Source organism: Streptomyces sp. UG1, from assembly GCF_049974585.1.
Taxonomy (GTDB): domain Bacteria; phylum Actinomycetota; class Actinomycetes; order Streptomycetales; family Streptomycetaceae; genus Streptomyces.
The window spans coordinates 87,186-109,764 of sequence record NZ_JBNGGG010000019.1 but is presented as its reverse complement, the minus strand read 5'-3'; the positions used below and the strand labels follow the sequence as shown (position 1 = coordinate 109,764).

The window sequence follows — 22,579 nt, the reverse complement described above, 5'->3', positions numbered from 1 at the left end:
CTCTAGGTTCAATCCTAGGATAGGCAGCCCGGACGAACGGAAACCAGTGAATTTCAGCGATGTGGGGTCACCTCGGGCCCGTGCGGCACTGCGGCATGTCGCGGCGTCCTCCGCGGGGCCGGCCGTCGACCCCGATGTGCGCATCACCCTCAACTTCCATCCTGACCGGCTGGTGCGCGGAGTGCCGATCCTGCGGGCTCTGGCCGAGGACGGCACGTACCACTCCCAGTTCGTGACCGGCACCAGCAACGGCGGGCTCACCGCCCACCCCGGCGGCGACCGCTGGCGCTGGGAGAGCCGGATCTTCGGCGGGATCTACGACGACGCGGCCGACCGCGAGCGTCCCGTGTACGGCGCGCTGGACTTCCGCCGCCAAGTGGTGGGCGCCGCCCCGCGCTTCGGCTCCTCCCACTTCCGGCTGACCGGCGCCACCCTCGCCCGGGCCACCTTCTGCTACCCCGACAGCGCCGCCGAACCGACCGACTTCGGAGTCGCCGCCGGCATGCACCTGGTCGCACTGGCCGAAGCCGACGGGCAGGACGCCCTCAACGACTACATCGAGGCGCAGATCCACGGAGGCGTGGTCCTCGCCCGCGACGTGGAGGCCCTCGTCCTGGACGCGGGCTACCGCGGCACCCCCGTCGAGGCGGCGGCCCGGTTGCTGCCCTGCCCCGTCGCGTGGCACCCCGGCTACCGGCTCACCGTGCCGGAACTGCGCCGCCACGCGGACTACCGAGGCCAGGAGTACGTCGACCTGGGCGCCCGGATCGCCGAGGGCGGCCGTGTCGACCCGCGCGTCATCGGGGACGCCGCCCGCACCGGACGCCACGAACTCCAGGACCTGAAGATGGTGTGGCACACCCTGGCGAGGTTCGGTGCCCCGGAGGGCGCGGGCACGGCCTACTCCGGTCCGTCCGGGGCGGCCGGCCTCGGCGGCCACACCCCGGCGACGAGCACCCCCGGCGCATAGCCCCGAGCCACCAGCTCCGCACGGTTCGCCGAGTTCCAGCGGGCCGACAGGCGCCGCAGGTGATGGTTCACGCGATCCACCGTCAGCCCGGCCTCCCGTGCGGCCCGCGCCCGTCGTGGCGCCCCGGCGAGCAGCGCCAGGATGTGTGCCTCCATCGGCGTGACCCGCGCGGCCGGCGCCTCCGGAACCGGCTCCCGGTCGCCCAGGACACGCAGCATCACCAGCAGCGTCGGCGTCTCGTCCACGGTGTCGCTCACCGGGTCCGCCGTCAGCTCCCCGTACCGCTCCGCACCGCCGGGCGCCCCGCCGGCGCCGAACTCCCCTCGTCTCTGGGCTACTTCGGCTGTGACGCCCCCGAAGTCGACTTCCTGTACGCCGGGGAGTGGCGCGCGGTGGAAGCCGCCGGAGCCGTGTCGCTGCGCCCCGCCTTCAGCACCGCCGGCACCTTCGTCCAGCACCGCATCGCCGCCGAGGCCGACGACGTCCGGGAACGGCTCGACGCCGGGGCCCGGGTGTACGTCTGCGGCGACGGCGCCCGGATGGCACCGTGGAGGACGTCCACGCGGCGTAGGTCACAATGGGAGGCGGTTCGAACGCGGCGGGGGACAGGGCTGATCCGGAGGGAGCCGCATGGCGGCGCGTAATGGGCGCACGGTACGGGACCTCAGACGGGGCAACCGCACTGCCGTACTGCAGCGCCTCTACTTCGACGGCCCCCTCAGCCGCTTCGAACTGGGCCCGGCGACCGGCCTCAGCTCCGGCTCCGTCAGCAACGTCGTCGCCGAACTGATCGCCGACGGCCTGGTCGAGGAAGCCGGCAGCGTCGACTCCGACGGCGGCCGGCCCCGCATCCTGCTGCGCGTCGCACCCGGCAGCGGCCACATGATCGGCGTCGACGTCGGCGAAACCCGGGTCAGGACCGGCCTGTTCGACCTGACCCTCACCGAACTCGCCCGCGCCGAACGGCCGCTGGAGCAGCAGCGGTACGAGGTGGAGGGCATCGTCGGCCATGTGCGCGACGGCATCGCCGACGTGCTCGCCGAGGCCGGCGTCGGAGCCGGGCGACTCCTCGGCGTCGGCATCGGCGTCCCCGGGATGGTCGAGGACTCCGGCGCGCTCGGGGCCGTCGTGCACGGGCAGACGATCGGCTGGGACGCCGTACCGCTGGAGAAGCTGCTGCGCGACGCCTCGCCCCTCCCGGAGGGCGTCCCGTACTTCATCGACAACGGCGCCCGCACCCTCGGCCAGGCCGAGATGTGGTTCGGCGGGGGCCGCGGCGCCCGCAACGCGGTCGTCGTGCTTTTCGGCTCCGGCGTCGGCGCCGGCCTCGTCACCCCCGAGGTGGAACACGGGCGGGCCGTCGAGTGGGGGCATCTGACGGTACGGGTCAGGGGGCGCCGCTGCCGCTGCGGTGCGCTCGGCTGCCTGGAGGCGTACGCGGGCGCCGAGTCGCTGCTCGACCGTTGGCGCGAGGAGGGCGGCAGCGTGCCGGAGGGTGCCGACGAGGAGACGGCGCTGACGGCGATGCTGGCCGGCGCGTATCCGGCCGAGGGCCGGGAGGCCGACCCGGCGGCGCTCGCCGTACTGGAGGAGACCGCCGAGTACGTGGGCGCCGGCCTGTCCGACCTGATCAACCTCTTCCAGCCCGAGCGCATCCTGATCGGCGGCTGGGCCGGCCTGCAACTCGGCGCCCGGTTCCTGCCCGCCGTACGCCGGCACGCGGCCTCGTACGCCCTGCGGCATCCGGCGCAGAAGGTCACCATCGACCTGGGCCGGCTCGGCCCGGACGCGGTCACCGTCGGGGCGGCGATCCTGCCGCTGGCCGACTTCTTCGCGCACGGCGGCCGGCGCGCCGAACCCGCGCCCGGGACACCGGCGCCGGCGCTGCGCACGCCGGTGGCGGAGCGGGTGCCGCACTGAGGTTTCGCCGGTGGTGGGGACGGTACTCGCGTGCCCCGGGACGACCTTGGACGACGCGAGGGAGGTGCCGTCATGGCCGACAACCGTCGCGGGGCTCCTGATCAGAACGGCGAGCCGGTACCGAGGGACCTGCCGGACCAGCAGGCCGACGCGGGAGAGGACCCGTGGGAGGTGCCCGTCGAGTCCGAGGAGGACACCACCGAAGCGGACGACGTCCCCGACACCGACGAGGCGGGCACGGGCCGGCAGGGGGCGGCGCCGCAGTCGGGCACCGTCCACCCCGAACATCCGGCACCCCAGGAACCGTCCGGCTGAACCCGCTCTTCCGCAGGCGCGCGGGTCAGCCCACCTTGCGGCCCCGCATGGGCTCGGTCGCCGCGCCCTCTCCGCGCTGAACGCCGTGCAGGAACTCCTCCAGCACCTCGGGCGCGGTGCGATCCGGCTGCCAGCCCAGTTCCGTACGGGCGCGCGTGCAGTCCATCAGCGGCAGCCTGAGGACCGCGTCGAAGAGGTGCGGTGAGGCCGGCAGCAGATGCAGCCCCCACGCGGCGGCGACCGCCGAGCGGGCCGCCGTGCGGGGGAGCCGCACCGGGCGGGCCCCGAGCAGCTCACCCAGCAGCGCCGCGTCGACCGGCGGGTCGGCCGCGAGATTGAACGCGCCGCGGACATCGGACTTCACCGCGCGCACATACGCCGCGGCGGCGTCGTCGGTGTGCAGGGCCTGCACCCGCAGCCCCGGGATGTCGGGCAGGAACGGCAGCAGCTCCGGGCGCACCAGCGGCCCGGGCAGGAAGCGCCCGCCGAAGATCCGGCGCTGCTCGCTCGCCGACTCCCGCTTGAACAGGAAGGCCGGCCGCATCCGCACCACCCGCACCCTGGGATGGGCCCGTTCGAAGCTGTCCAGCGCCCGTTCCAGATAGGCCTTCTCCCGGCAGTACGCGGCGTCGGGCCAGCCGTGCGTCGGCCACGACTCGTCCACGGCCCGCTCCTTCGGGCCCGGCGAGTACGCGCCGACCGACGACGCGTGCACCAGAGTCGGCACCTTCGCCTCGGCCACCGCCTCGAAGACCCGGATACTGCCCAGCACGTTCGTGCGCCAGGTCATCGCCGGATCATGCGTGGGCTGGAACGCCCAGGCCAGATGGACGACGGCCGCGGCGCCCGCGAAGAGCTCCGCCAGGTCGTCCTGCCCGGCGGCCAGATCGACCGCCGCCCAGTCGGTCTTCGGCGGCGACCAGTGCGGGGTCCGGCGGGCCAGCCCCAGGACGGAGCCGACCTCCGGATCCTCCGAGAGAAGCCGCACCACGCTGGTACCGACATTGCCCGTGGCGCCGGTGACCACGATCCTGTCGGCTGCTTCGCTGCTCACCTGCGGCTCCTCCCGGAAGGTGGGGACGGGAGCGGCCGAGTACCCCGGTCGCAGCGCGCCCACGCATCCGGCCCGCACTACGCCGCGAACGCGTTCACACCCGTCAGCTCCGCCGCCAGGTCCCACAGCCGCACCGCCTGCTCCCGGTCGGTCGCCCAGTCCTTGACGCCGCCGCGCTCGTCGATCTGTGTCACGCCGCTGAACAGCGACTCCGCGCGCTCACTTCCCACGCGTCCAGGCCAGCAGCTCGTCCGCGGTCCAGGTGGTGAGGACCCGCTCGGCCGGCACCGCGCACTCCTGCGCCCGCGCACAGCCATAGCGCTGCCAGTCCAGTTGCCCGGGGGCGTGCGCGTCGGTGTCGATCGAGAACAGCACGCCCGCCTCGACGGCCCGGCGCAGCAGCCGCTTGGGCGGGTCCAGCCGCTCGGGCCGGCTGTTGATCTCCACCGCCGTACCGGACTCGGCGCACGCGGCGAACACCTCGTCCGCGTCGAACTCCGACTCCGGCCGGCCCCGCCCCGTGACCAGCCGCCCGGTGCAGTGGCCGAGGATGTCCGCGTGCGGACTGCGCACGGCGGTGACCATGCGACGGGTCATCGCGCGGGCCTCCATGCGCAGCTTGGAGTGCACGGACACCACCACGACGTCCAGCCGCTCGAGCAGCTCGGGCTCCTGGTCGAGGGAGCCGTCCTCGAGGATGTCGCACTCGATGCCGGTGAGCAGCCGGAACGGCGCCCAGGTCGCATTCAGCTCCGCCACCACCTCGAGCTGCTCGCGCAGCCGGTCGGCCGACAGTCCACGGGCGACGGTCAGCCGCGGCGAGTGATCGGTCAGCACCGCCCACTCGTGCCCGAGCCCCGCCGCGGTCCGGCCCATCTCCTCGATCGGGCTGCCGCCGTCGGACCAGTCGGAGTTTTAGATCGAATACAGCCGACTCTACTCCCGAATGCTGCAACCGGAGGGAGCGGCGCAGTATGGGATGTGTAAGCCCTGACCTGCGAGAAGCTGATCACGATGAAGATCCGCACCATCGCCCACCACCTCGGCCTGCCGGTAGGGCGGGACCCAGGGGAGGCCCGGCAGCTCGCCCAGAGGGTGCGTTCGGCAGCCGAACCTGATCTCACGCCCGAGGCAGCCCAGCAGTTTGAAGAGGATGCATACGCAGTCCTCACGCAGTGCCATTGGCACCGGCCCTATCTCAGGGGTTGAGGCGACCATCCATCTACCCGCCCAGGGAGATGATCAGGATGACAAGTCCGCGCCAGCCCAACCGGGGTGAGGGGTGGGAGCCACGGCCGCAGCCCTCTGGAGGCCGCCGTCGATGGATTTTGCTGGCGGTTCTGACTGCGTTCGCTTTGGTCGTGGCCGTGGTGTTCGGTGCGCTTCTTGGCGGCGGTGACGACGGAGGCGGCGGCGACGTGCAGACACCGCCCCCCGCGACCGAAGCGCCTCGGACGCCGCCGACCACCGAAGAGCCGCAGACGACACCCACCCAAGATGAAGAGGCCCGCGAGCGACGTGACCTCGTCAAATTCGCCCTCGATGATCGGTCGGTATCCGGGGTCAAGAGCATCTGGATCGTCTGGACGATCACCAACAACAGTTCCGAGAAGTCCGACTACACCTGGGACTGGGAGGCCATCGACGCCAACGGTGTGCGCGTCGACGACTCGACGCAGTACGTGACGAACGTCCTGCCGGGGCAGACGACAACGGGCGACTTTCCGACGACCCTGGACACTGCCAACGTGAAGCTCAACATCACCAAGTTCGACCGCACCGCATCCCCGTAGGGAGCAGAAAGCAGCGGCGATCTTCGATCGCCCTACTCAACGGCCTCGGCCGGGGGTCCGCATGGCCTCGGCCATCTTCTCGGCCACGTCGGCGCGGACCATGCCGATATGGACGTATGGGGTTCCTCTGTGGGTCACCACCGGGCGCACCGAGCCCCAGACGCGTTCGGGCAGGCCGAGAGCAGCCAGGGCGGCGCGGATCGCCTCCGCCGCCTCTGTGGCCTCCCTGCGTCGAGCGCGGTACGTGCCCATGTCCATCGTCACGGGTGCCCGCCCCCGGAGTGGTCCCGGATCTCGGTGGCATGCCTGGCGGCCTGCGTGATGTCGCCCTTTTGCTTCGCGGCGTTGAGCTGTCTCCAGTTGGCCGTGCACACCTTGCAGTCGGGGGCAGGTACGCAGTCGAGTAGCCACGCATGTAGGCCGACCGGCAGCTCTACGGGCGGCTCCTGGGTGGTCTTGTGGCGCGTGGCTGCCATCGTGTCTCCCCGACTCGTGTGACTCCAGATACGACCGTAAGAAAGGGAAGTTGGGGCGGTCCACGAAGTTGCACGCGGTTGCACGGGAGTCGTGGCGACCTTGACGGCCTAGTCAGGGCACCGTGAGGCTCTGGTGCAACCGAAAGCAACCGACTCGACATTGGGAGGGGCCATGGGCCTACGGTTCGTCGGAAAAGATCCAGAGTCCGGAGATCACGGCTGCCCGGCGGTGTGGCTGGACGAAGAGACCCGAGATCTCGTCATCCAGGGCACGAACGCCGACGTCGACACGATCGCCCGGACCATCCAGGACAGCCCGCTACCCGACCATGAGGGCGTGATCCGGCTACCGCGGCGCATGATCCCGCTACTGAGGGAGGCACTCGATGGCGCAGAGCCTCAGTAGCTTTGCCGACCTGATCCGGTCCGTGGAGCACTCGGCCGTACACCTTGAGATGCGGGACGTGTACGCGATCTCCAACGAGGACGAGGGGTTCGCAGCGTGGAAGCGTGGCCACCGGCTCGACCCGGACGACCGCGAATCGTGGTGGCGCCCGTGGCTCGACCTCGTCCAGGAGGTCACCGCAAAGGGCGTCGTCTTGCGCCGCGCCCGCATCGTGTCGGAACCGGTGAGCGAGTACATCCGCTACGAGCACTCGTTCACGTTCACCAACATCGCCGCAGGCGAGGAGATCCGCTGGCTCCCGAGGCGCCAGGCGTCCGACCTCGCCCTCCCGGGGAACGACTTCTGGCTCTTCGACGCCCGTATCGTGCAGTTCAACGTCTTTGACGGCGACGGGCGTTGGGTGCACACCGACGAGACCGAAGAGCCGGCGGTCGCCCGGTTGTGCTCGACCGCGTTCGACGCCGTCTGGGAGCGGGCCACCCCACACGAGAAGTACGCCATCTGAAAGCCCGGTACGCCAGTTCATGTCCACATCCCCGCTGTCCTCCGCCCAGGCCGCCCGCGCGGCCATCGCCACCCGCCTGGACGAGATCCGGAGGGACGCCGGGCTCAGTGGGCTTGAACTGGCGACGCGGTGCGGCTGGCACAAATCGAAGGCTTCCCGCATCGCGCGCGCCAAGACGGCGCCCTCCGACGCCGACATCCGGGCATGGTGCCGGGCCTGCGGCGCCCAGGATCAGGCGGCGGACCTTGTTTCAGCCTCCCGTACAGCCGAGTCCATGTACGTCCAGTGGCGACAGATCCACCGTGACGGCATGCGGCGCGTCCACGAGAAGACCGTCCCGCTGTACGAGCGCACCACCCACTTCCGCGTCTACGCCTCGAACCTGGTCCCCGGCATGCTCCAGACCGCCGACTACGCGACAGGGCTCCTACGGTCCATCACGGAGTTCCAGGGCACCCCCGACGATGTCGCCGACGCTGTACAGGCACGCCTCAACCGCTCCCGCGTCGTCCGTGAGGGCAACCACCGGTTCGCCCTGCTGTTGGAAGAGGCGGTTCTGCACTACCGAGTCACCGACGACGCGGCGATGGTCGAGCAGCTCCGGCACCTGCTGGAGATCATGTCCAGGCCGAACGTGTCCCTCGGGATCATCCCCTTCACGGCCCGCCGCACCGTGTGGCCGCTCGAAGCCTTCTACGCCTTCGACGAGGCCCAGGTGGCGATCGAGACCCTGACAGCAGAGGTGAACATCACGGCTCCGGGAGAGATCCGCATGTATCTCAAGGCGTTCGCCGAGTTGTCCCGGACCGCTGTCTACGGCGGGGAGGCTAGAGAACGCATCACTAGGGCGCTCGACTCCCTGGGCTGACTTTGGGGACCGGCTCGACGGCCACAGCGAGTGATCCACGAGGTAAGCGCCCGCTCGACGGCTGGCCGAGGTGCACGGAATTGGGCATCCATTCGACCTTCGAATGTGTATCAGTTGTGAACTGGCGTCCAAACAAAGAGAGTTGAGGGATACTTGCTGCCCACAGTCACCCCAGGAGGAAGGACGGGCAGCAGCAGTGGCAGGCCCCCTCACCAGGAACCAGTGGATCTTGATCGTGGTTCCGATTCTCGCGGCCATCATCACCGTGATTGGCACGCTGATGGCAGGTTCGCCGGGAGATGAGACCAACAACAACTGCAGTGGCTCGTCGCAGTGCGGCGATGGCAACAGTCGCGTCGAGAACGGACCGCAGCCCAGTGCGAGTTAAGACTCTGAAGGCCCTGATGGGGGCGACGGCCCTCCTGGCGATACTCCTTGGGTGCTCGACGCACGAGACGAACAATAACTGCACTGATTCCGCGCAGTGCGGCGACGGCAACGGGCGGAACGAGGAGGCCAAGGCGGTTTCTGAATTAGAACTGGCGAAGGCCACCGCAGAGATCAGGCCAGGAATTCCAGCGACAGAGACTGACGGGACGTATGAAGTGTCTCCCGCGCCCGTCAAGATCGAAGGTGGAGTACTTGGGATTCACATCGACCTCACTGTGAAGAATCTGGGGACGAAACCCGCATTCATCTCGAAGGCCACCATGACCTTCCGGAAGTCGGGCTATCCAGAGGGGTGTGTGGGGATCGGCGGGCCTCTCTTAACCACAGCTACATACAATTTTACGATCCCGGATGATCAACCCTACGAGGATGGGGGGCCACAGCTCCTCCATAAGACCCCGTTCTCGATTTCACGGGAGCTGACCCACGAGATCCCGCCAAACAAGTACGAAAAGTTCACCCTGACGGTAGGACCTGAATCAGATGTAAAAGTGAACCCGTGGTTCGGCGTTCTGGATGTAATCCTGGAGCGGGACGACGGAAAGAAGCTAGAGATCGGCCCGCTAGCAGTAATCGCTAGCGGTAGCAATCCCGCCTTCTATCCGGATGGCGACTCCTGGAGTATCGACGAGGAAAAAAGCTATCCGGAGTGCCTGAAGCGGAATGCGGCCATGGTTCGCGAGATTATGCGAACTCCGAAGATTACGGTCTCGAAGGAGTTCGCGAGCCTCGACAAAGCACTTTCGAAGTACCTTTAATTCGCGCGCCGCGAACGGGCCTAGATGCACGGGTGGCGCGATGGCGCATCAAAAAAGTTCGCCGAGAGAGAAAGAGCGACGGGAGGGTCGGCGGCCGGGCGATTCTGTCTCGGCGCCGCCGACCCACCCCCACCCCTCCAGCCCTTACCGGACAGGCCGCGCGGGATGCCGTGACTGGTGACGACGGCACGGGGCGGGCGGCTGTTGCCGGTGCCGACGCCGTTGCGCGCTGTGGACGCCGATGCCGGGAGGGTGCCGGTGTGGGGTGCCGCTGCCCGGCGGCGGGCCAGAGGGCGCAGCGCTGGCCGCCTCGCGACGGGCCAGGCCGGGCGACGGCGTCCACAGCGACGGCGACGCCGGTGACGCGACGGCGGCGGTGACGCCCGTGACGTCGGCACCGATTGCGTCGGCACCGGTGACGGCGGCGACGGGTAGAGGTGACGCCGGTGACCGACGACGGCGACGGCGACGACGCTCGTTACGCCGGTGATGACGGCGCCCGTGACGCCAGGCAACAGCGGCGACAGGCCAGGCGGGCACGGGCGCGGGCCGTGCAGTGGAACGCGGGCGGCCGAGGCCGAACACTGTTGAATTTTGTGTGTGTTGAAGTCAGAGAAGAAAGAGGTGAATCAAGAGATGAATTAAATCAAAGCAAACAAAAGAAAATTGCATTCAAAGCAATGAGAATATTCTGACTTTGCAAGCATTGGTCGTTGGCGTGTTGGCATGGTGCAAGGGGTGGGCGTAGCCAGGCCAACCACTAGGCGGTGGCAGGGGATGGCGGCTACACGACGATGTTGGGGTCGGGCGGGTCGGTCACGGCGCGCACCCAGTGGGCCATGGCTTCGTCACCATAGACGCGGGCGAGGGCGAGGAACTGATCCTGTGTCAGGCCATTTCGACTCAGGAAGAGTTCGTGTCGACGCTTGTCGTCGTCGGTGTCGGTGTTGCTGTCCATGTCGGTGTCGCTTGTCCATATCGGTGTCGGTGTCACAGAAGGAGGGGTTCGCGCCTCCGCCTCGCGCGGACCGCTGGACGACGGGCGGTCCTGGGCTTCGTAGCGCCCATACGCGACGCGGAGGCTTCGGCAGGGGCCGGAGAGCCACGGAGAGGCCCCCGCCGAATTCCGCCGCCCACGGACGAGGATGGATGGCGGCGGCTTTTGTTTACGCGGTCAGGTCGATTTCACGGAAGGCCGCCGGCCGATTGACCGCCCACCCAAACCGGCCCTCGCCACGCATGATCAACTGGTTCTTCTTGAAGAGATCACCCGAGTTATCGACGTCCAGGGTGATGTCCTGCCGAACATAGAGGGTGGCCTGCCGGAAATCGCCGAGCAGCGCGGTACCCGAGGGCACGCTGGTGGTGATCACCTTCGGAATGTTCCCGAAGATGTTGGCGTAGCCGCTCGAATCCACGATGTACTCCCCGTCCGCCGTTGACAGCAGGTCGAGTACTTCCGCGTCATCCGGGTGCAAAACCCAGGCAGTGGGCTGCTCGTGTGCCGCCTCCATGGCAGTCCTCGCATTGCGCAAGGTCTGAGGCACGGAAACAGAGAACGCGGTACTCCCGATTCCGGAAGTCTCCAGAATTCCGACGACGTTCTCGCCGCCGGTCGCTCCGGAAACGATATCCGCCTCCAGGGCGTCCAGAACCCCCCGGGCCATTTCATCGGAGAGGAACCGCTCGATTTCGCGATGGTCGGCGAAGATGCGCTGCGGCACGGCCTCACTCAAATGCGCGTAAACCCTCACGCGGTCCTGAATCGAGGTCACGGTGAAGGTACTGGTCGGCTTGACTGCGTTATCCGCAACAGCCGCCGCCGCATCAGTCCGCACCGTCTGGCGCAAGTATTCGAATTCATTCGACGGAACCTGCCGCCGGTCAATGACCAGGTCAAGCAAACGCGACGGATTCGTCGGGGTCGTGAAGACGCCGGTGCGGACCATTCCGGGCGCATCGAACGAACCGGCGGCCAGGGCTTTGGTTCCGAACTCATCGGCCCGCTTGGTCATGGCCTTTGCGGTGGATTCGGCCCAGTCGCGGACGCCGGCTGCGGTGATGGACGAGCCGCCCCCGAGCTTTCCGCTGTAGCTGTGGCCGACGTCGAGGCGGGCGCCGTCGCCGTACTCGACACCGCAGGCCCGGGACTTCAGTCCCCTCAGCTCGTCGATTTCGGAGTTCAGCCGTTGGATGCGCTCGACGTCGTCGCGCCTCCAACTTGCGGGAGACCCGAGGTCTTCCAGGGCCCGCTTAAGTTCCTGCTTTTTCGCCTCAAGGGCTGGGAAAATGCTCATGATCGTGTTCCTTTACGGAGCAAAGGGAAAGTAGAGGCTTCGCTTCTCCGTAGGAACGTCCACGAACGTCCGCCGGGCTTTCGCGGTTACGACCGCGCGGCCACCGGATGCGGAAAGCCAGTCCGCCCGGTCGACCGGGTTCCGTCCAGCCGGAGAGGGTCGTCGGATTCGCGCTACGGCGCGTTTTCCACGACGACCCCCTTCAACCGAGGATCACTACCAGGTATTATACCCGGAATGTCAACCGCCCATTTCCTCGATAGCGGCCAGGTCGGACAGGACCCCGGCGCGAACGCCCCACAGAACCCAAGTGGGATCTCCGGAATACTTCAGCTCGACGGCCTTCACTCGCATGCCGAGGGCGAGAGCCTCCCAGGCATTTCCCTTCCCCCGCGACTTCACCCAGTCGACGAGTTCCGTCATGTGCCGCAGTTTTTCGTCGTCGGTGAAGTTGGCCATGGCGGCCTCATTGAGATCATCATGAAACGGCTGAGGGGACAACATTTACTTCCTCCTTTGTGTTGCGGTTCGAATCGCGCAGGAGCGGTCGTGATGACCCGCGTCGGCCAGCGAGGAGCACAGCGGGCACGACGGGCGCTCCGCCCTCCGGCGGGCTTTGTACTCGGACCAGGGCACCGGGTCGCCGGTCGCCGGGCTGTCGGTGTCGGCGGCGGCCGGGTCGAGGGGCTTTCCAGCGGCCGTGTGGAGGCCGAGGCCGAGGGCGGCCTGGGAGGCGGCCAGCGGCTCGTCAGGGCGGTTGGGCGGGGGTATGCAGTCCTGGTCGTTCAGGTCATTGGTGTCGGTCATCGGGTCCCGTCAGCTTCTCCTTTGAGTCGTTGGTGTCGTCCGTATCCCTCCGTACCTACGGGGGGTCCTATATAGACCCCCCTCCGCAGGGATACGGGTTAGGTGTTATGACGTGCCGTCAGGTATACGCAAGGGATACGTGCTGGTCAGAAGGGATACGGATTTCGGATACGAGCCGGTTACAGGAATACGATCAAGGGATACGAAGAGGGATACGGGACGCCTTTCGTATCCCTCCGTTTGGGTACGGGAACGATCTTTGATGATGATCTTTGCCATCTTCACGTGAAGTCGCCGATGGACGACTGGGCGCCCATGTTGACGATGTGCCATCCAGCTCCCGCCGGGCGGTAGCGGCTGCCCCCCGGCACCTTCTCGGCCAGCTCCTTGCTCATGAGCCCGGCGATCGCCTTCTGCGCTTTGCCGCGCCCGTCCCTCCACCCGCACTCGCGAGCCAGATCGGTGGGCGAACCGCCCAGCTCCCCGAACTCCGCCATGGCCACGAGCACGGTCCTCTGCTGATCGGTCACGTTCGGCACGTGCGCCTCGCCGCCGCCCGGCAGTCCGAGCACCAGCGACGCCCCCCCTGACCGTGTACGTCAGCGTGACGGGCGCCGCCTCCGCCGCATCCTTCTGCGCCGTGTTGAGGAGGGTGACGGTGTCCGTCTTCCGATCCCGCTTCACGGCGAACTCAGCGTCGACCCCGCCCAGGACGGCGTTCGAACCGCGCCCCTTCATGGGGTCGGCGTCGGGCGTGTGGTGGACGAGCCAACACGTCGCCCCGGTCGCCTCCTGCACCACACCCAAGGCGTCCACCACGGCACCCATCTCGGTGGCGTCGTTCTCGGAGACGCCCAGCGTGCACCGGGCCTGTGTGTCGAGCACGACCAGACCGAACTCGCCGCGCTTCACGAACCTGATCAGCAGCCGCACCTCGTCCTCGTCCCCGAGCTGTACCGGGCGCGGGTACCAGTCGACGCCCGTCATCCTGCGGCCGTTCACCGCCTCCCACGCCCGCACACGGTCGGTGATGCCGGTCGCCCCCTCCGCCACCACGTACAGCACCTTGACGGACGTCACGGGCCTGCCGTGCCACGACGGGACACCGCTCCCAACGCACCCGCAGATATCGAGCATGACGAAGCTCTTGAGGCTCTTCGGCGGTCCGTTGAGCCGTGCCAGCTTGCCCTTCTGCACGATGCCGTCGACCAGCCAGACGGGCTTCTCAAGCTCGTCGAGCCGGTAGGTGTCGTAGAGGCCAGCGAGCATCTGCGTAAGACGTTCCTCGTCCTCCTCCGAGAGTTCCGCGCTCCGCAGCTTCGCGGTCTTCTCGGCACGGCGACGGCGCCGCACCTCGTCGAGGGAGTCAAGGCGCTCGATCTCCCGGCGGATGCTGCTCTCGCGGAGGGCGGCCTCACGACGAGCCGCGTCCTGCGCCATGGCCATGAAGTCGTTCCTCTGGCCGTGAGCCTCGGCGATCAGAGCGATGCCGGCCTTCTGCGGATCGGTCTTCGCGGCGATGTAGCTGTCGGCCAGGGCCTCAAGGGACAACGGGCACAGGGGCTGGTTCACACCACACCGCCGATCCGCTCAGCGGGGCCGGTGCGGCGCGCCCGGAAGGCCATCCACAGCGGTGCCAGGTCGGCGGCGATCGCGATGTCCTCGGCGGGCGTCAGCGGCCCGTACACGGCTCGGTGGAACGCGAGGGAGCGCCGCCGAAGCTTCGCCCACGTGTCGGCCTCGATCAGCCGGTGACAGGCCGTACAGGCACGCCACGGGCCGTCCAGGACGACGTGGACGCCGTCGACGAGGCGGCGGGTGAAGGTCTCGGCCGGGTAGGCCCAGGCGGCGCCCCTGTCCGTACAGAAGTGGCAGCAGGGGCTCTTACCAGGGGTGTTACCGGTGGTATGGTTGTACTTGAACACGATATTCACCTTGTTTAGCGGTTGTCGGAAGCCCCGGGGTGTGGTCCCCGGGGCTCCGTCTTACTCAGGTCGCTCCGTTCAGCCCCCGCAGAGGCGGGATGGACAGACGTGGCGGAACCTGCACCAAACGTTACAAACTGTGTCAAGCGCCCTCCGGTGGTCAGGAACCGGCGTGCGCGTGGATCCCGCGCTCCATCTCCGCGATTCCCTCGGCGAGGGCCTGCGTGACGGCGGCCCGCGCGATGGCGTCGAAGTCTTCGCTCACGGGCATCCCGGACGCCGCGTCCCGCGCGTAGGTGAGCGCGTCGCGGGGGGTGAAGATCAGCGCATCGTGATAGCCCTTAGGCAAGCCGAGGAGATAGCAGCGCATACCCAGGTTCCGGAGGAACGGCCCCCGCTCGCCCCAGCTGTCCATGGACGCCCACCGGTCGGCGAAGGTCTGGCCGGTGCCGACCTCGTCCCAGCGGGGCGGAACCACCGGCTCCTGCCGAAGTTCCTCGGCGCGCGCGGCGTGCTGCTCCATCGTCGAGACCAGCGCGGCGCGCACCTCCTCCGACGATGTCTGGGCGACGGACTGTGCCAGGTTATGGATGGCAGTCTCCAGCTCGGTGATCCGCTGCCGGTTGTCGGCGCCGGGTATGTACCGCCGCTCCATGACCTCCTCGGCGCCCAACTTGTCGAGAAACACCCGTTCAGCCATGCGCAGCGTGGGGTCTCGCGGCCAATACGACGACTTGAACGGGCAGTCCTCGCCGCTCGACACCGACGCGCAGCGCAGGTGGGAACGACGGCCGGAGTCCTCGGGGCGGGGGGCCTCGTGCAGCTTGCGCCCGCAGCCGCAGAAGAACACGCCGTTGATGGGCGACACGTCGCCCCTCCCGCCAGGATGGCGAAGCCGGAGGATGTCCAGCGCACCCTGGAGCCGGTCGAATTCGACGTCTGTGAGCAGGGGGTCCGCCCAGCGCACCGGCAGGCCGTCACGTAGCAGTGGCTCGCCCTGGTGCATGGCGATGCCCTTCAGGACCGGAGAGCGAAGGATCTTGGTCATCGCTGTACCCGCCCAGCGGCGACGCTTCTCGGGCACCCTGCCGGACGCGATGAGTTGGTGGTCACGGCTGGTGGGGACGCCGCGCAGCTCCCAGTCCGCCGCAAGCATCCGCATCGACCAGCCCTGGTCGACGATCTTCTCGTAGGCCTCCCGTACTAGCGGCGCGGTCACCGCATCCGGGACCAGCCGAAACCGCTTCTTGCCGTCGCGGGTGAAGTCCTCGGCCCTGTACCCGAAGGGCCATGAGCCACCCGGCCAGAGGTCTTCCTGCCGGTAGTACGCACGCTGGTTGAGCCGCTTCCGGACCAGCGCCTGCCGGTACTCCATCGCCATGGTGGCCCGGCCGTACGCGGTCCACCGGCCTACAGGGGTATGGATGTCGAGGTTGGGGTCGCTGAGGCAGATGATCTCCTTGCCGCCCTGGTGGCACCGCTCGGCGAAGACCTCCCACGCGTACTGCTCGCGGGTGAGCCGGTCCAGGTCGGTGACCATGATCACCCGCCACGACTCCCACAGCGGTGACAGCATCCACGGCCCCAGCTTGGGCCGCTCGGCGGGGGCGACGGCGCCGGACACGTCCGGGTCTTCCACGTCGCCGACGACGGCCAGGGACAAATCCAGGACAGCGCGACTCAGGTCGGCTGCCTGCCGCTCCAGAGAGCTGCTGGACTCATTGGTCCGGCTAAGGCGGCGGACGAGCAAGGCGGGGGTTCCGGGGTCGATGTGCAGCACAGTCATTCACCTGCACCCACTGTGCGGCGGATCTCCTGATCAAAACAGGGCTTGTGATCAGTAGATCCGACCAGTCGGAGTGCAGATGGCAGTCCCCGCGCAGCAGCTCCCACAGGCGCCGGCCGCTCTCGGGCGGCTCCACACCGGGGCGGCCCTCCAGATCCGTCAGATATCCGGGCACCTGGCCGGCCAGCGCCTCCCGCACCACCTTCGCCGTCTTCGGCCCCACACCCCGCAGTGACTCCAGCGTCCCGGCCCGCGCCCGCGCCCGTACCTCGTCCTCGGGCAGCTCCGCGAGCACCCTTGCCGCCGTGCGGAAGGCGCGTACGCGATACGTCGGCTCCAGGGACCGCTCCAGCAGAAAGGCGATCCGGTTCAGCGCCTCCACGGGATCCATCGGCCACCTCCACCTCCAGGGTTCCCCGGCTCTGACCCTTTTGACCCGAAGGATCCGTTGACGCGCGTTGCGCTCTACGCTCTATGCATGACCGAAATCGCGAGCCCGCACATCTCTCAGCCGCGGATCCTGGTGCTCGGGGTTCAGCCGGGTACGCCTCCGTTCCGGATCATGGAGATCGACGGTGTCGTCGTCGGATCGGCCAGGGCCGTCACCGACGTCCTGGAGACCGCCGCCGCCTTCGGCATCACGGTCCACGACCTGGACGACCCGGATGTGATCCGCTGGGTCGGCGGCGACAAGTTCACCTGGCGTCACCATTAGCCCGCGTCGCTGACGGGTGCCGTCGGCGCAGTCCCACGGTCGGCCGACCGTGCCGTCGCGGCAGTGGGGCCGCACGGGCGTGCCGTCGGCGGAGCTACTCGCCGGTCGTCACCGAGACGTGGTCCACCACCAGTTGCTGCGGGAAGACGGTGGAGCCGTCCGGGTCGCCGGGCCAGTAGCCGCCCACCGCGAGGTTCAGGATCAGGAAGAACGGCTTGTTGAAGACCCACTGCCTGCCGCCCAGGTCGGCGGGGGTGCGCCGCTGGTAGACGTTGCCGTCCACGGACCAGGTGATGGAGTCGGGCGCCCAGTCGACGGCGAAGGTGTGGAACGCGTCGGCGAAGGCCTGCCCGTTGGGGAGGGAGTACGCGGCGCCGATGCCGCCCGAGCCCGAGTAGCCGGGGCCGTGGAGGGTGCCGTGCACGGTCGAGGGCTCGAAGCCGACGTTCTCCATGATGTCGATCTCGCCCGAGTCCGGCCAGTTGACCGGTGTGCCCAGCATCCAGAACGCCGGCCACATGCCCTGTCCGCGCGGCACCTTGATCCGCGCCTCGATGTGTCCGTACTGGGCGGTGAACTTCCCGGCGGTGTTCAGCCGGGCCGAGGTGTACTCGCAAGTGCCGTACCAGCACTGGTAGTTGGCCGGGTTCTCCTTCCGTGCGGTGATCACCAGGTGGCCCTGGCCGTCCAGGGCCGCGTTCTTGTTGCCCGAGGTGTAGTACTGCCGCTCGTGGTTGTTGACGTTGTCGCCGGTCTCGATCTGCCACTTCGAGGAGTCGACCGCGGCGCCCGCGGGCCCGTCGAAGGTGTCGGAGAACGTCACCGCCGCCGCCGAGGCGCCGGGTTGCTCCGCCTGCGCCGGGCCGATCGCGGCGGACGCGACCAGGACGGCCGACAGGGTGGCGAGGAGAGCGGTGCGGGGCAGGCGTGGGGAGGCCATCGCGCTTCCTTCCGTACGGCGGCGACCCGAGGGACGGGTTCGCCGGCCGAGGTGGGGGGTGAAGGTGTCGCCACTTGATTTAAGGAGTGAAGTAAGAGGGCGTCAATACCTTGGTACGGACCAGGGGTTGGGGTATGTGCCGGTCGTGGCGGCGGCCGGCGCCTGCCTGCGCGGGCACTCTTCGTCGGCCGCCGAACTGGTGAATTCCTAGGCTTCTCGCCATGAACGCCGCACATATCGGTGAGCTGCTCGCCGTCCTGGGCGCGGGGACGGCCGCCGGCGCCGTCAACGCCGTGGTCGGCTCGGGGACGCTCATCACGTTCCCGGTCCTGCTCGCGACCGGCCTGCCGCCCGTCACCGCCACGGTCTCCAACGCGCTCGGTCTGATCCCCGGCTCGATCAGCGGCGCCATCGGCTACCGGCGTGAACTGCGCGGCCAGCGCCGACGCATCCTGAAGTGGGGCGCCGGCGCCGGCCTCGGCGGACTCACCGGGGCGACGCTCCTGCTGGCCCTGCCCGCCTCGGCGTTCGAACGCATCGTGCCGGTCCTGGTCGGCCTGGCCCTGGTGCTGGTCGTCCTCCAGCCGCTGATCAGCAGGAGACTGCGCGACCGCAGGGCGCGCGAGGGCAGCTCCACACGCCCCGACGGCGGCCTCCCCCTGCTCGCCGGCCTGACCCTGGCCAGCGTCTACGGCGGCTACTTCTCGGCGGCTCAGGGCATCATCTACGTCGCCCTGATGGGCATGCTCCTCGACGACGGCCTGCAACGCCTCACCGCGGTCAAGAACGTGCTCGTCGCCGTGGTCAACTCCGTCGCCGCGCTGTTCTTCCTCGTCGTCGCCGAGTTCGACTGGACGGCCGTGCTCCTCCTGGCGACCGGGTCGGCGGCCGGCGGCCATCTCGGGGCCACCCTGGGCCGCCGCCTGCCACCCGCCGTGCTGCGCGCGTTCATCGTCGTGGTCGGCACGATGGCCATCGTCCAGCTCGTGCTGCGCTAGGCCCTGCCGCCAAATTCCCGCCTGCCGCCGCGCGGCCCGCCCTTCGGGTGGATGACGGGAATTTGACGACCGGGCCTAGGAGGAGCGCGGCTCCCGGGCGTGCACCGCGCGGCTCAGTCGCCGTCCCAGCAGGACGTAGCCGACCAGGGCTCCGGTGGTGTTGAGGATGACGTCGTCGATGTCGAAGGCGCGCCCCGTGACCAGCGCGCCCTGTGCGAACTCGACCAGGAGCATCACGGTCGCCGTCAGCAGCAGGACCCGCAGGACGCCGCGGGTCTTCGGGGCGAGGACCGGGACCAGGATGCCGAACGGCACTCCCAGCAGCAGATTGCCGCCGATCTGCCGGACGGCGTCACGCAGTTCGGGCTGGTCCAGATAGGCCCGCAGCGAGCGGCCCGGGCGCAGGTTGGTGTGCGTCAGGGCCTCCGACGCGGGTGAGGGCTGCAGGGTCAGCCTCGCCAGGACGACGGCGAAGGCGACCATGAACGCGAAGGCGCACAGCATCGCCAGCAGACGGGCGAGCAGGCGCAGCGGACTTCGCCCCGGTCGAGGGGCCCGCCCCGACTTGGCGGACCCCTTCGACTCGGCGGACCCTTTCGGCTTGGCGGAGCCCTTCGGCTTGGCACCGCCACCCGCCGGCTTCGCGCCGCCCTTGGCGGACTTGCCGCCGCCCGCGGATGACTTGGTGGTGCCTGTGGACTTGGTGGGAGTGCCGGGGTGCTTCGCGGCGCGCGAACGTGAGGTTGCACGGGCCATGCGATCCTCCAGTCTTCAACTTCCCTTCGTAGTAAGGGGATTACCCCGGTATCGCATGGCAGATGTCAGGTCGTGTAGGTCACCTTCACCTCCTTGAAGCCGAGGGAGTGCAGGAGTCCCTTGAGCATGTCGGTGGTGTTGGTCTCCGCGCGTGCGGTCAGCCCGCTCTCCTTGGCGGCGTCGCCGATGTGCCGGACCGCCAGCTTCTGCACGGCCTGTTCGCTGTTCGGGTTGTCCGAGAACAGATCGCCGATGCGGTCGAGCAGGCCGCGCTGCTTGGAGACGGCGTAGGAGCGGTCGGGGTCGAGGGACGGTTTGCCCAGGGCGGCGTGCGGCAGGCGGAGCGTGGCGGACGTACGGTCGTCGTTGACCGTGACGTCGTCGTCGCCGACCTTTCCGAGGTCGACATAGGCGTCCACGGTGCCCGCGCCGACGTACAGCGTGCGGCTGCCGCGGATGGCGTCGGGCAGGAACTTGGCGTCCTTCTCCAGATCCACGACGATCTGGAAGTTGCCGGAGGCGGCGTCGTAACGGCTGATGTCCTGGATGGACTGGAGCAGTGCGGGACCCGAACGGTCGTTGGTCTCGGTGCCGAACAGGTCCTTGAGGCCGGGGAGCACGCTCAGCCGGATCCCGGCGAAGAAGACGACGAGCACCAGAACCAGGGCGCTCACCGCCTTCGCCCAGCCGGGCATGCGCTTGTTGATGCGCTTGATGGAAGTCGTCATGTCGACGTTCCTCCTTCCCTACTGTTCGAAGTACCCCCAAACCCCTTGCCGGACCTGTCCGTTGGCCGATTGCCACCCCGGAGCAACGTTTCTGCGCTCGTCAGTAGCATGAGTCCGCCACCCGGATTGATCATGCGAGGAGCGGATCGTGCGAGAGATCGCCGTGTTCAGCGGTAGTGCCCACCCCGAACTGGCGACGGAGGTCTGTGCGCATCTGGGGGTACCGCTCAGCCCGACCCGGGTCAGCCGGTTCGCCAACGACTGCCTGGAGGTGCAGCTCCAGGCCAACTGCCGGGAACGGGACGTCTTCCTGATCCAGCCCCTGGTCAGGCCGGTCCAGGAACACCTGGTGGAGCTGTTGCTGATGTGCGACGCGGCGCGCGGCGCCTCCGCGCGCCGGATCACCGTCGTCATGCCGCACTACTCCTACGCCCGCTCCGACAAGAAGGACGCGCCCCGCATCTCACTCGGCGGCCGGCTCGTCGCCGACCTGATGGTGTCGGCCGGCGCGAGCCGCGTCCTCGCGATGACCCTGCACTCGCCCCAGGTGCACGGCTTCTTCACGGTGCCGGTCGACCACCTGCACGCGCTGCGCGAACTCGCCGCGCACTTCCGGCAGTACGACCTGAGCCGTACGACCGTCGTCTCGCCGGACCTCGGCAACGCCAAGGAGGCCGCCGCCTTCGCACGGCTGATCGGCGCCCGGGTGGCCGCCGGTGCCAAGCAGCGGTTCGCGGACGACCGGGTCAGCATCAGCTCCGTGATCGGCGAGGTGACCGGGCGGGACGTCATCATCCTGGACGACGAGATAGCCAAGGGCAGCACGGTGCTCGAACTCCTGGACCGGCTTCGGGAGTTGGGGCCGCGCTCGATCCGGGTGGCCTGTACGCACGGTCTGTTCGCGGCCGGCGCGCTGAAGCGGATCGGTGAGCAGCCGGACGTACTGGAGATCGTGTGCACCAACACGGTGCCGATCCCGGCGGACGAGCGCACCGAGAAGCTGCGCGTGCTGTCCATCGGCCCGGCGCTGGCCGAGGCGGTGCGCCGTATTCACAACGGGGAGTCCGTCAGCGCCCTGTTCGACGCGCCGGGAACCGAATAGTCAGGTGGCTCATAATGTGCCGGACGTGGCCTCGGACTGGCCCAGGGCCGCGTCCGGCGTCGGATGCGGGGGCAGCAGCCGGTTCAGGCCGGTGATCCGCAGCATGCGCAGGGTCAGCGGGTGGGTGCAGACCAGGTGAAGCCGCCCGCCGTGGTCGTGCGTCCGGATGAGCGCCCGGTACAGCAGCCGCAGCCCCGAGCAGTCGAAGAACTCGATGTTCCTCAGGTCGATCACGATCCGCGCCTCGGGGCGCGCCGTCACCCGGTCCAGGTAGGGGGCTATCTCCACCGCGGCCGCGATGTCGATCTCACCGAGGAACTCCAGCACCGTGTGGTCCCGGTGCCGGTGGACGCGCAGATGCCGGCTGAACGGCGCAGGACCCTGCTGCACGACGACATCGCCTCCAACCAACCTGTTCACTTGCGACGGGTGCTCAAATCCAGCCCCCGCACTGCAAGTTACCCTCGATCGAGCGAATCTGAGCATGTTCGATTGACATATGTCTTTGAATTGCGACAGATGCTTCGCGTGATGTGCGGGACGTGACCTGACCGTGGGTGACTACGACAGCGCGTGCCAGGCCCTGGACAGCGCCTGACGGAACTGCTCGGTCTGATGGGCCGTGAGGTCGCGCACCATCCGCGCCTCCAGCTCCCGTATCGGCCCTTCGTGCCGCGTCAGCAGTTCGCGGCCCGCGTCGGTCAGCAGGATCAGCAGCTCCCGGCGATTGCGCGGATTGCGCTCCCGGCGGACGAGCCCACGGGTCTCCAGGCTGCGTACCAGATCGGCGATCGACTGCGCCGTGACGAAGGAGTCGCGCGCCAGCTGCGCGGCGGACAGTCCGTCGTGTCTCTCCAGCACGGTGAGCGCGGTGTACTGCAGCGCCGTGATCCCGGACGGCCTGACCAGCTCGTCCAGGTGGGAGCGCACGACGAGCTCCACCTGCTTCACCATGTACAGAAGCGACGGCGGTGCCTTGGTTGCCTGGGCGTCGAGCATGAGTTCAGCCT

Annotated in this window: 27 protein-coding genes and 3 pseudogenes; 11 read left to right on the top strand and 19 right to left on the bottom strand. The window is 68.6% G+C overall.

Annotated features, from left to right (window positions below):
- Positions 1-46 precede the first annotated feature (46 nt).
- Positions 47-970 carry a DUF3626 domain-containing protein gene (locus ACP4J3_RS22150; RefSeq protein ID WP_426537030.1) on the top strand — a complete coding sequence of 308 codons (924 nt, stop codon included), beginning with the start codon at positions 47-49 and terminating at the stop codon, positions 968-970.
- Here the strand turns inward: ACP4J3_RS22150 and ACP4J3_RS22145 are convergent.
- Complete coding sequence (locus tag ACP4J3_RS22145) at positions 901-1,428, bottom strand: hypothetical protein (RefSeq protein ID WP_426537028.1); 528 nt, start codon at positions 1,426-1,428, stop codon at positions 901-903. The two genes, ACP4J3_RS22150 and ACP4J3_RS22145, sit on opposite strands and share 70 nt — an antisense overlap.
- A gap of 172 nt (positions 1,429-1,600) precedes the next feature.
- On the opposite strand from ACP4J3_RS22145, the gene ACP4J3_RS22140 reads away from it, so the two are divergent.
- Positions 1,601-2,890 (top strand): ROK family protein, encoded by a 1,290-nt coding sequence (locus ACP4J3_RS22140; RefSeq protein WP_426537026.1) that lies wholly within the window; start codon positions 1,601-1,603, stop codon positions 2,888-2,890.
- Between the two features lie 72 nt (positions 2,891-2,962).
- On the top strand, positions 2,963-3,205 hold the full coding sequence (locus tag ACP4J3_RS22135; RefSeq protein ID WP_426537024.1) for a hypothetical protein: 243 nt from the start codon (positions 2,963-2,965) through the stop codon (positions 3,203-3,205).
- 25 nt (positions 3,206-3,230) lie between these two features.
- On the opposite strand, the gene ACP4J3_RS22130 is transcribed toward ACP4J3_RS22135, so the two are convergent.
- The 3 genes and pseudogenes from ACP4J3_RS22130 to ACP4J3_RS22120 form a co-directional block, all read right to left on the bottom strand.
- Positions 3,231-4,259, bottom strand: coding sequence for an SDR family oxidoreductase (locus tag ACP4J3_RS22130; RefSeq protein WP_426537022.1), 1,029 nt, complete (start codon positions 4,257-4,259; stop codon positions 3,231-3,233).
- A 77-nt stretch (positions 4,260-4,336) separates the two neighbouring features.
- Positions 4,337-4,489, bottom strand: coding sequence for a hypothetical protein (locus ACP4J3_RS22125; protein ID WP_426537020.1), 153 nt, complete (start codon positions 4,487-4,489; stop codon positions 4,337-4,339).
- Positions 4,479-5,174 (bottom strand): annotated as a pseudogene (locus tag ACP4J3_RS22120) (PHP domain-containing protein); the annotation flags it as partial. The pseudogene ACP4J3_RS22120 and the gene ACP4J3_RS22125, both read right to left, overlap by 11 nt.
- 446 nt (positions 5,175-5,620) lie before the next feature.
- Between ACP4J3_RS22120 and ACP4J3_RS22115 the strand changes: the two are divergent.
- Entirely contained in the window at positions 5,621-6,052 is a 432-nt protein-coding gene (locus ACP4J3_RS22115) for a hypothetical protein (protein WP_426537018.1), read from the top strand.
- 36 nt (positions 6,053-6,088) lie between these two features.
- Here the strand turns inward: ACP4J3_RS22115 and ACP4J3_RS22110 are convergent, their stop codons facing one another.
- On the bottom strand, positions 6,089-6,304 hold the full coding sequence (locus tag ACP4J3_RS22110; RefSeq protein WP_426537016.1) for a hypothetical protein: 216 nt from the start codon (positions 6,302-6,304) through the stop codon (positions 6,089-6,091).
- An 8-nt stretch (positions 6,305-6,312) separates the two neighbouring features.
- Entirely contained in the window at positions 6,313-6,528 is a 216-nt protein-coding gene (locus tag ACP4J3_RS22105; RefSeq protein WP_426537014.1) for a hypothetical protein, read from the bottom strand.
- 386 nt (positions 6,529-6,914) lie between these two features.
- Here ACP4J3_RS22105 and ACP4J3_RS22100 point away from each other — a divergent pair, with 386 nt between their 5' ends.
- From ACP4J3_RS22100 to ACP4J3_RS22085, 4 genes are all read left to right on the top strand, one after another.
- Entirely contained in the window at positions 6,915-7,439 is a 525-nt protein-coding gene (locus ACP4J3_RS22100; protein ID WP_426537012.1) for a DUF6879 family protein, read from the top strand.
- A gap of 19 nt (positions 7,440-7,458) precedes the next feature.
- Positions 7,459-8,307 (top strand): helix-turn-helix domain-containing protein, encoded by an 849-nt coding sequence (locus ACP4J3_RS22095; RefSeq protein WP_426537010.1) that lies wholly within the window; start codon positions 7,459-7,461, stop codon positions 8,305-8,307.
- Between the two features lie 404 nt (positions 8,308-8,711).
- Positions 8,712-9,515, top strand: coding sequence for a hypothetical protein (locus ACP4J3_RS22090; protein WP_426537008.1), 804 nt, complete (start codon positions 8,712-8,714; stop codon positions 9,513-9,515).
- Between the two features lie 446 nt (positions 9,516-9,961).
- Entirely contained in the window at positions 9,962-10,210 is a 249-nt protein-coding gene (locus tag ACP4J3_RS22085) for a hypothetical protein (RefSeq protein ID WP_426537006.1), read from the top strand.
- Between the two features lie 89 nt (positions 10,211-10,299).
- On the opposite strand, the gene ACP4J3_RS22080 is transcribed toward ACP4J3_RS22085, so the two are convergent.
- From ACP4J3_RS22080 to ACP4J3_RS22045, 8 genes and pseudogenes are all read right to left on the bottom strand, one after another.
- Positions 10,300-10,473, bottom strand: a complete 174-nt coding sequence (locus tag ACP4J3_RS22080; protein WP_426537004.1) for a hypothetical protein — start codon at positions 10,471-10,473, stop codon at positions 10,300-10,302.
- Between the two features lie 208 nt (positions 10,474-10,681).
- Positions 10,682-11,812: a phage major capsid protein gene (locus ACP4J3_RS22075; protein ID WP_426537002.1), complete on the bottom strand. Its 1,131-nt coding sequence runs from the start codon at positions 11,810-11,812 to the stop codon at positions 10,682-10,684.
- 240 nt (positions 11,813-12,052) lie between these two features.
- Positions 12,053-12,316 carry a hypothetical protein gene (locus tag ACP4J3_RS22070; protein WP_426537000.1) on the bottom strand — a complete coding sequence of 88 codons (264 nt, stop codon included), beginning with the start codon at positions 12,314-12,316 and terminating at the stop codon, positions 12,053-12,055.
- Positions 12,317-12,619, bottom strand: a complete 303-nt coding sequence (locus tag ACP4J3_RS22065) for a hypothetical protein (protein ID WP_426536998.1) — start codon at positions 12,617-12,619, stop codon at positions 12,317-12,319.
- Positions 12,620-12,724: 105 nt separating this feature from the next.
- Positions 12,725-14,191: an AAA family ATPase gene (locus ACP4J3_RS22060; protein ID WP_426536996.1), complete on the bottom strand. Its 1,467-nt coding sequence runs from the start codon at positions 14,189-14,191 to the stop codon at positions 12,725-12,727.
- A complete protein-coding gene (locus ACP4J3_RS22055) occupies positions 14,188-14,544 on the bottom strand; it encodes a hypothetical protein (protein ID WP_426536994.1) in 357 nt (118 codons plus the stop codon). The genes ACP4J3_RS22060 and ACP4J3_RS22055 overlap by 4 nt, the downstream gene beginning before the upstream one ends.
- Positions 14,545-14,704: 160 nt before the next feature.
- The gene (locus ACP4J3_RS22050; RefSeq protein ID WP_426536992.1) at positions 14,705-16,330 is read right to left on the bottom strand and encodes a recombinase family protein; all 1,626 of its coding nucleotides are present in this window, start codon (positions 16,328-16,330) and stop codon (positions 14,705-14,707) included.
- A pseudogene (locus ACP4J3_RS22045) lies at positions 16,305-16,721 on the bottom strand (PHP domain-containing protein); the annotation flags it as partial. The gene ACP4J3_RS22050 and the pseudogene ACP4J3_RS22045, both read right to left, overlap by 26 nt.
- 87 nt (positions 16,722-16,808) lie before the next feature.
- Between ACP4J3_RS22045 and ACP4J3_RS22040 the strand changes: the two are divergent.
- Entirely contained in the window at positions 16,809-17,045 is a 237-nt protein-coding gene (locus ACP4J3_RS22040; RefSeq protein ID WP_426536990.1) for a hypothetical protein, read from the top strand.
- A gap of 97 nt (positions 17,046-17,142) precedes the next feature.
- On the opposite strand, the pseudogene ACP4J3_RS22035 reads toward ACP4J3_RS22040, so the two are convergent.
- Positions 17,143-17,985, bottom strand: a pseudogene (locus ACP4J3_RS22035) (glycoside hydrolase family 16 protein); the annotation flags it as partial.
- A gap of 221 nt (positions 17,986-18,206) precedes the next feature.
- Here ACP4J3_RS22035 and ACP4J3_RS22030 point away from each other — a divergent pair.
- The gene (locus ACP4J3_RS22030) at positions 18,207-18,983 is read left to right on the top strand and encodes a sulfite exporter TauE/SafE family protein (RefSeq protein ID WP_426536988.1); all 777 of its coding nucleotides are present in this window, start codon (positions 18,207-18,209) and stop codon (positions 18,981-18,983) included.
- A gap of 75 nt (positions 18,984-19,058) precedes the next feature.
- On the opposite strand, the gene ACP4J3_RS22025 is transcribed toward ACP4J3_RS22030, so the two are convergent.
- Positions 19,059-19,739, bottom strand: a complete 681-nt coding sequence (locus ACP4J3_RS22025; protein ID WP_426536986.1) for a VanZ family protein — start codon at positions 19,737-19,739, stop codon at positions 19,059-19,061.
- Positions 19,740-19,804: 65 nt separating this feature from the next.
- On the bottom strand, positions 19,805-20,467 hold the full coding sequence (locus tag ACP4J3_RS22020) for a DUF4230 domain-containing protein (RefSeq protein ID WP_426536984.1): 663 nt from the start codon (positions 20,465-20,467) through the stop codon (positions 19,805-19,807).
- A 148-nt stretch (positions 20,468-20,615) separates the two neighbouring features.
- On the opposite strand from ACP4J3_RS22020, the gene ACP4J3_RS22015 reads away from it, so the two are divergent.
- Positions 20,616-21,569 carry a ribose-phosphate diphosphokinase gene (locus ACP4J3_RS22015; RefSeq protein ID WP_426536982.1) on the top strand — a complete coding sequence of 318 codons (954 nt, stop codon included), beginning with the start codon at positions 20,616-20,618 and terminating at the stop codon, positions 21,567-21,569.
- A 9-nt stretch (positions 21,570-21,578) separates the two neighbouring features.
- Here ACP4J3_RS22015 and ACP4J3_RS22010 read toward each other — a convergent pair whose 3' ends face one another.
- Together ACP4J3_RS22010 and ACP4J3_RS22005 are read right to left on the bottom strand one after the other, a co-directional pair.
- Positions 21,579-21,959, bottom strand: a complete 381-nt coding sequence (locus ACP4J3_RS22010; RefSeq protein WP_426536980.1) for an anti-sigma factor antagonist — start codon at positions 21,957-21,959, stop codon at positions 21,579-21,581.
- Between the two features lie 171 nt (positions 21,960-22,130).
- On the bottom strand, positions 22,131-22,568 hold the full coding sequence (locus tag ACP4J3_RS22005; protein ID WP_426536978.1) for a MarR family winged helix-turn-helix transcriptional regulator: 438 nt from the start codon (positions 22,566-22,568) through the stop codon (positions 22,131-22,133).
- Positions 22,569-22,579: the final 11 nt, after the last annotated feature.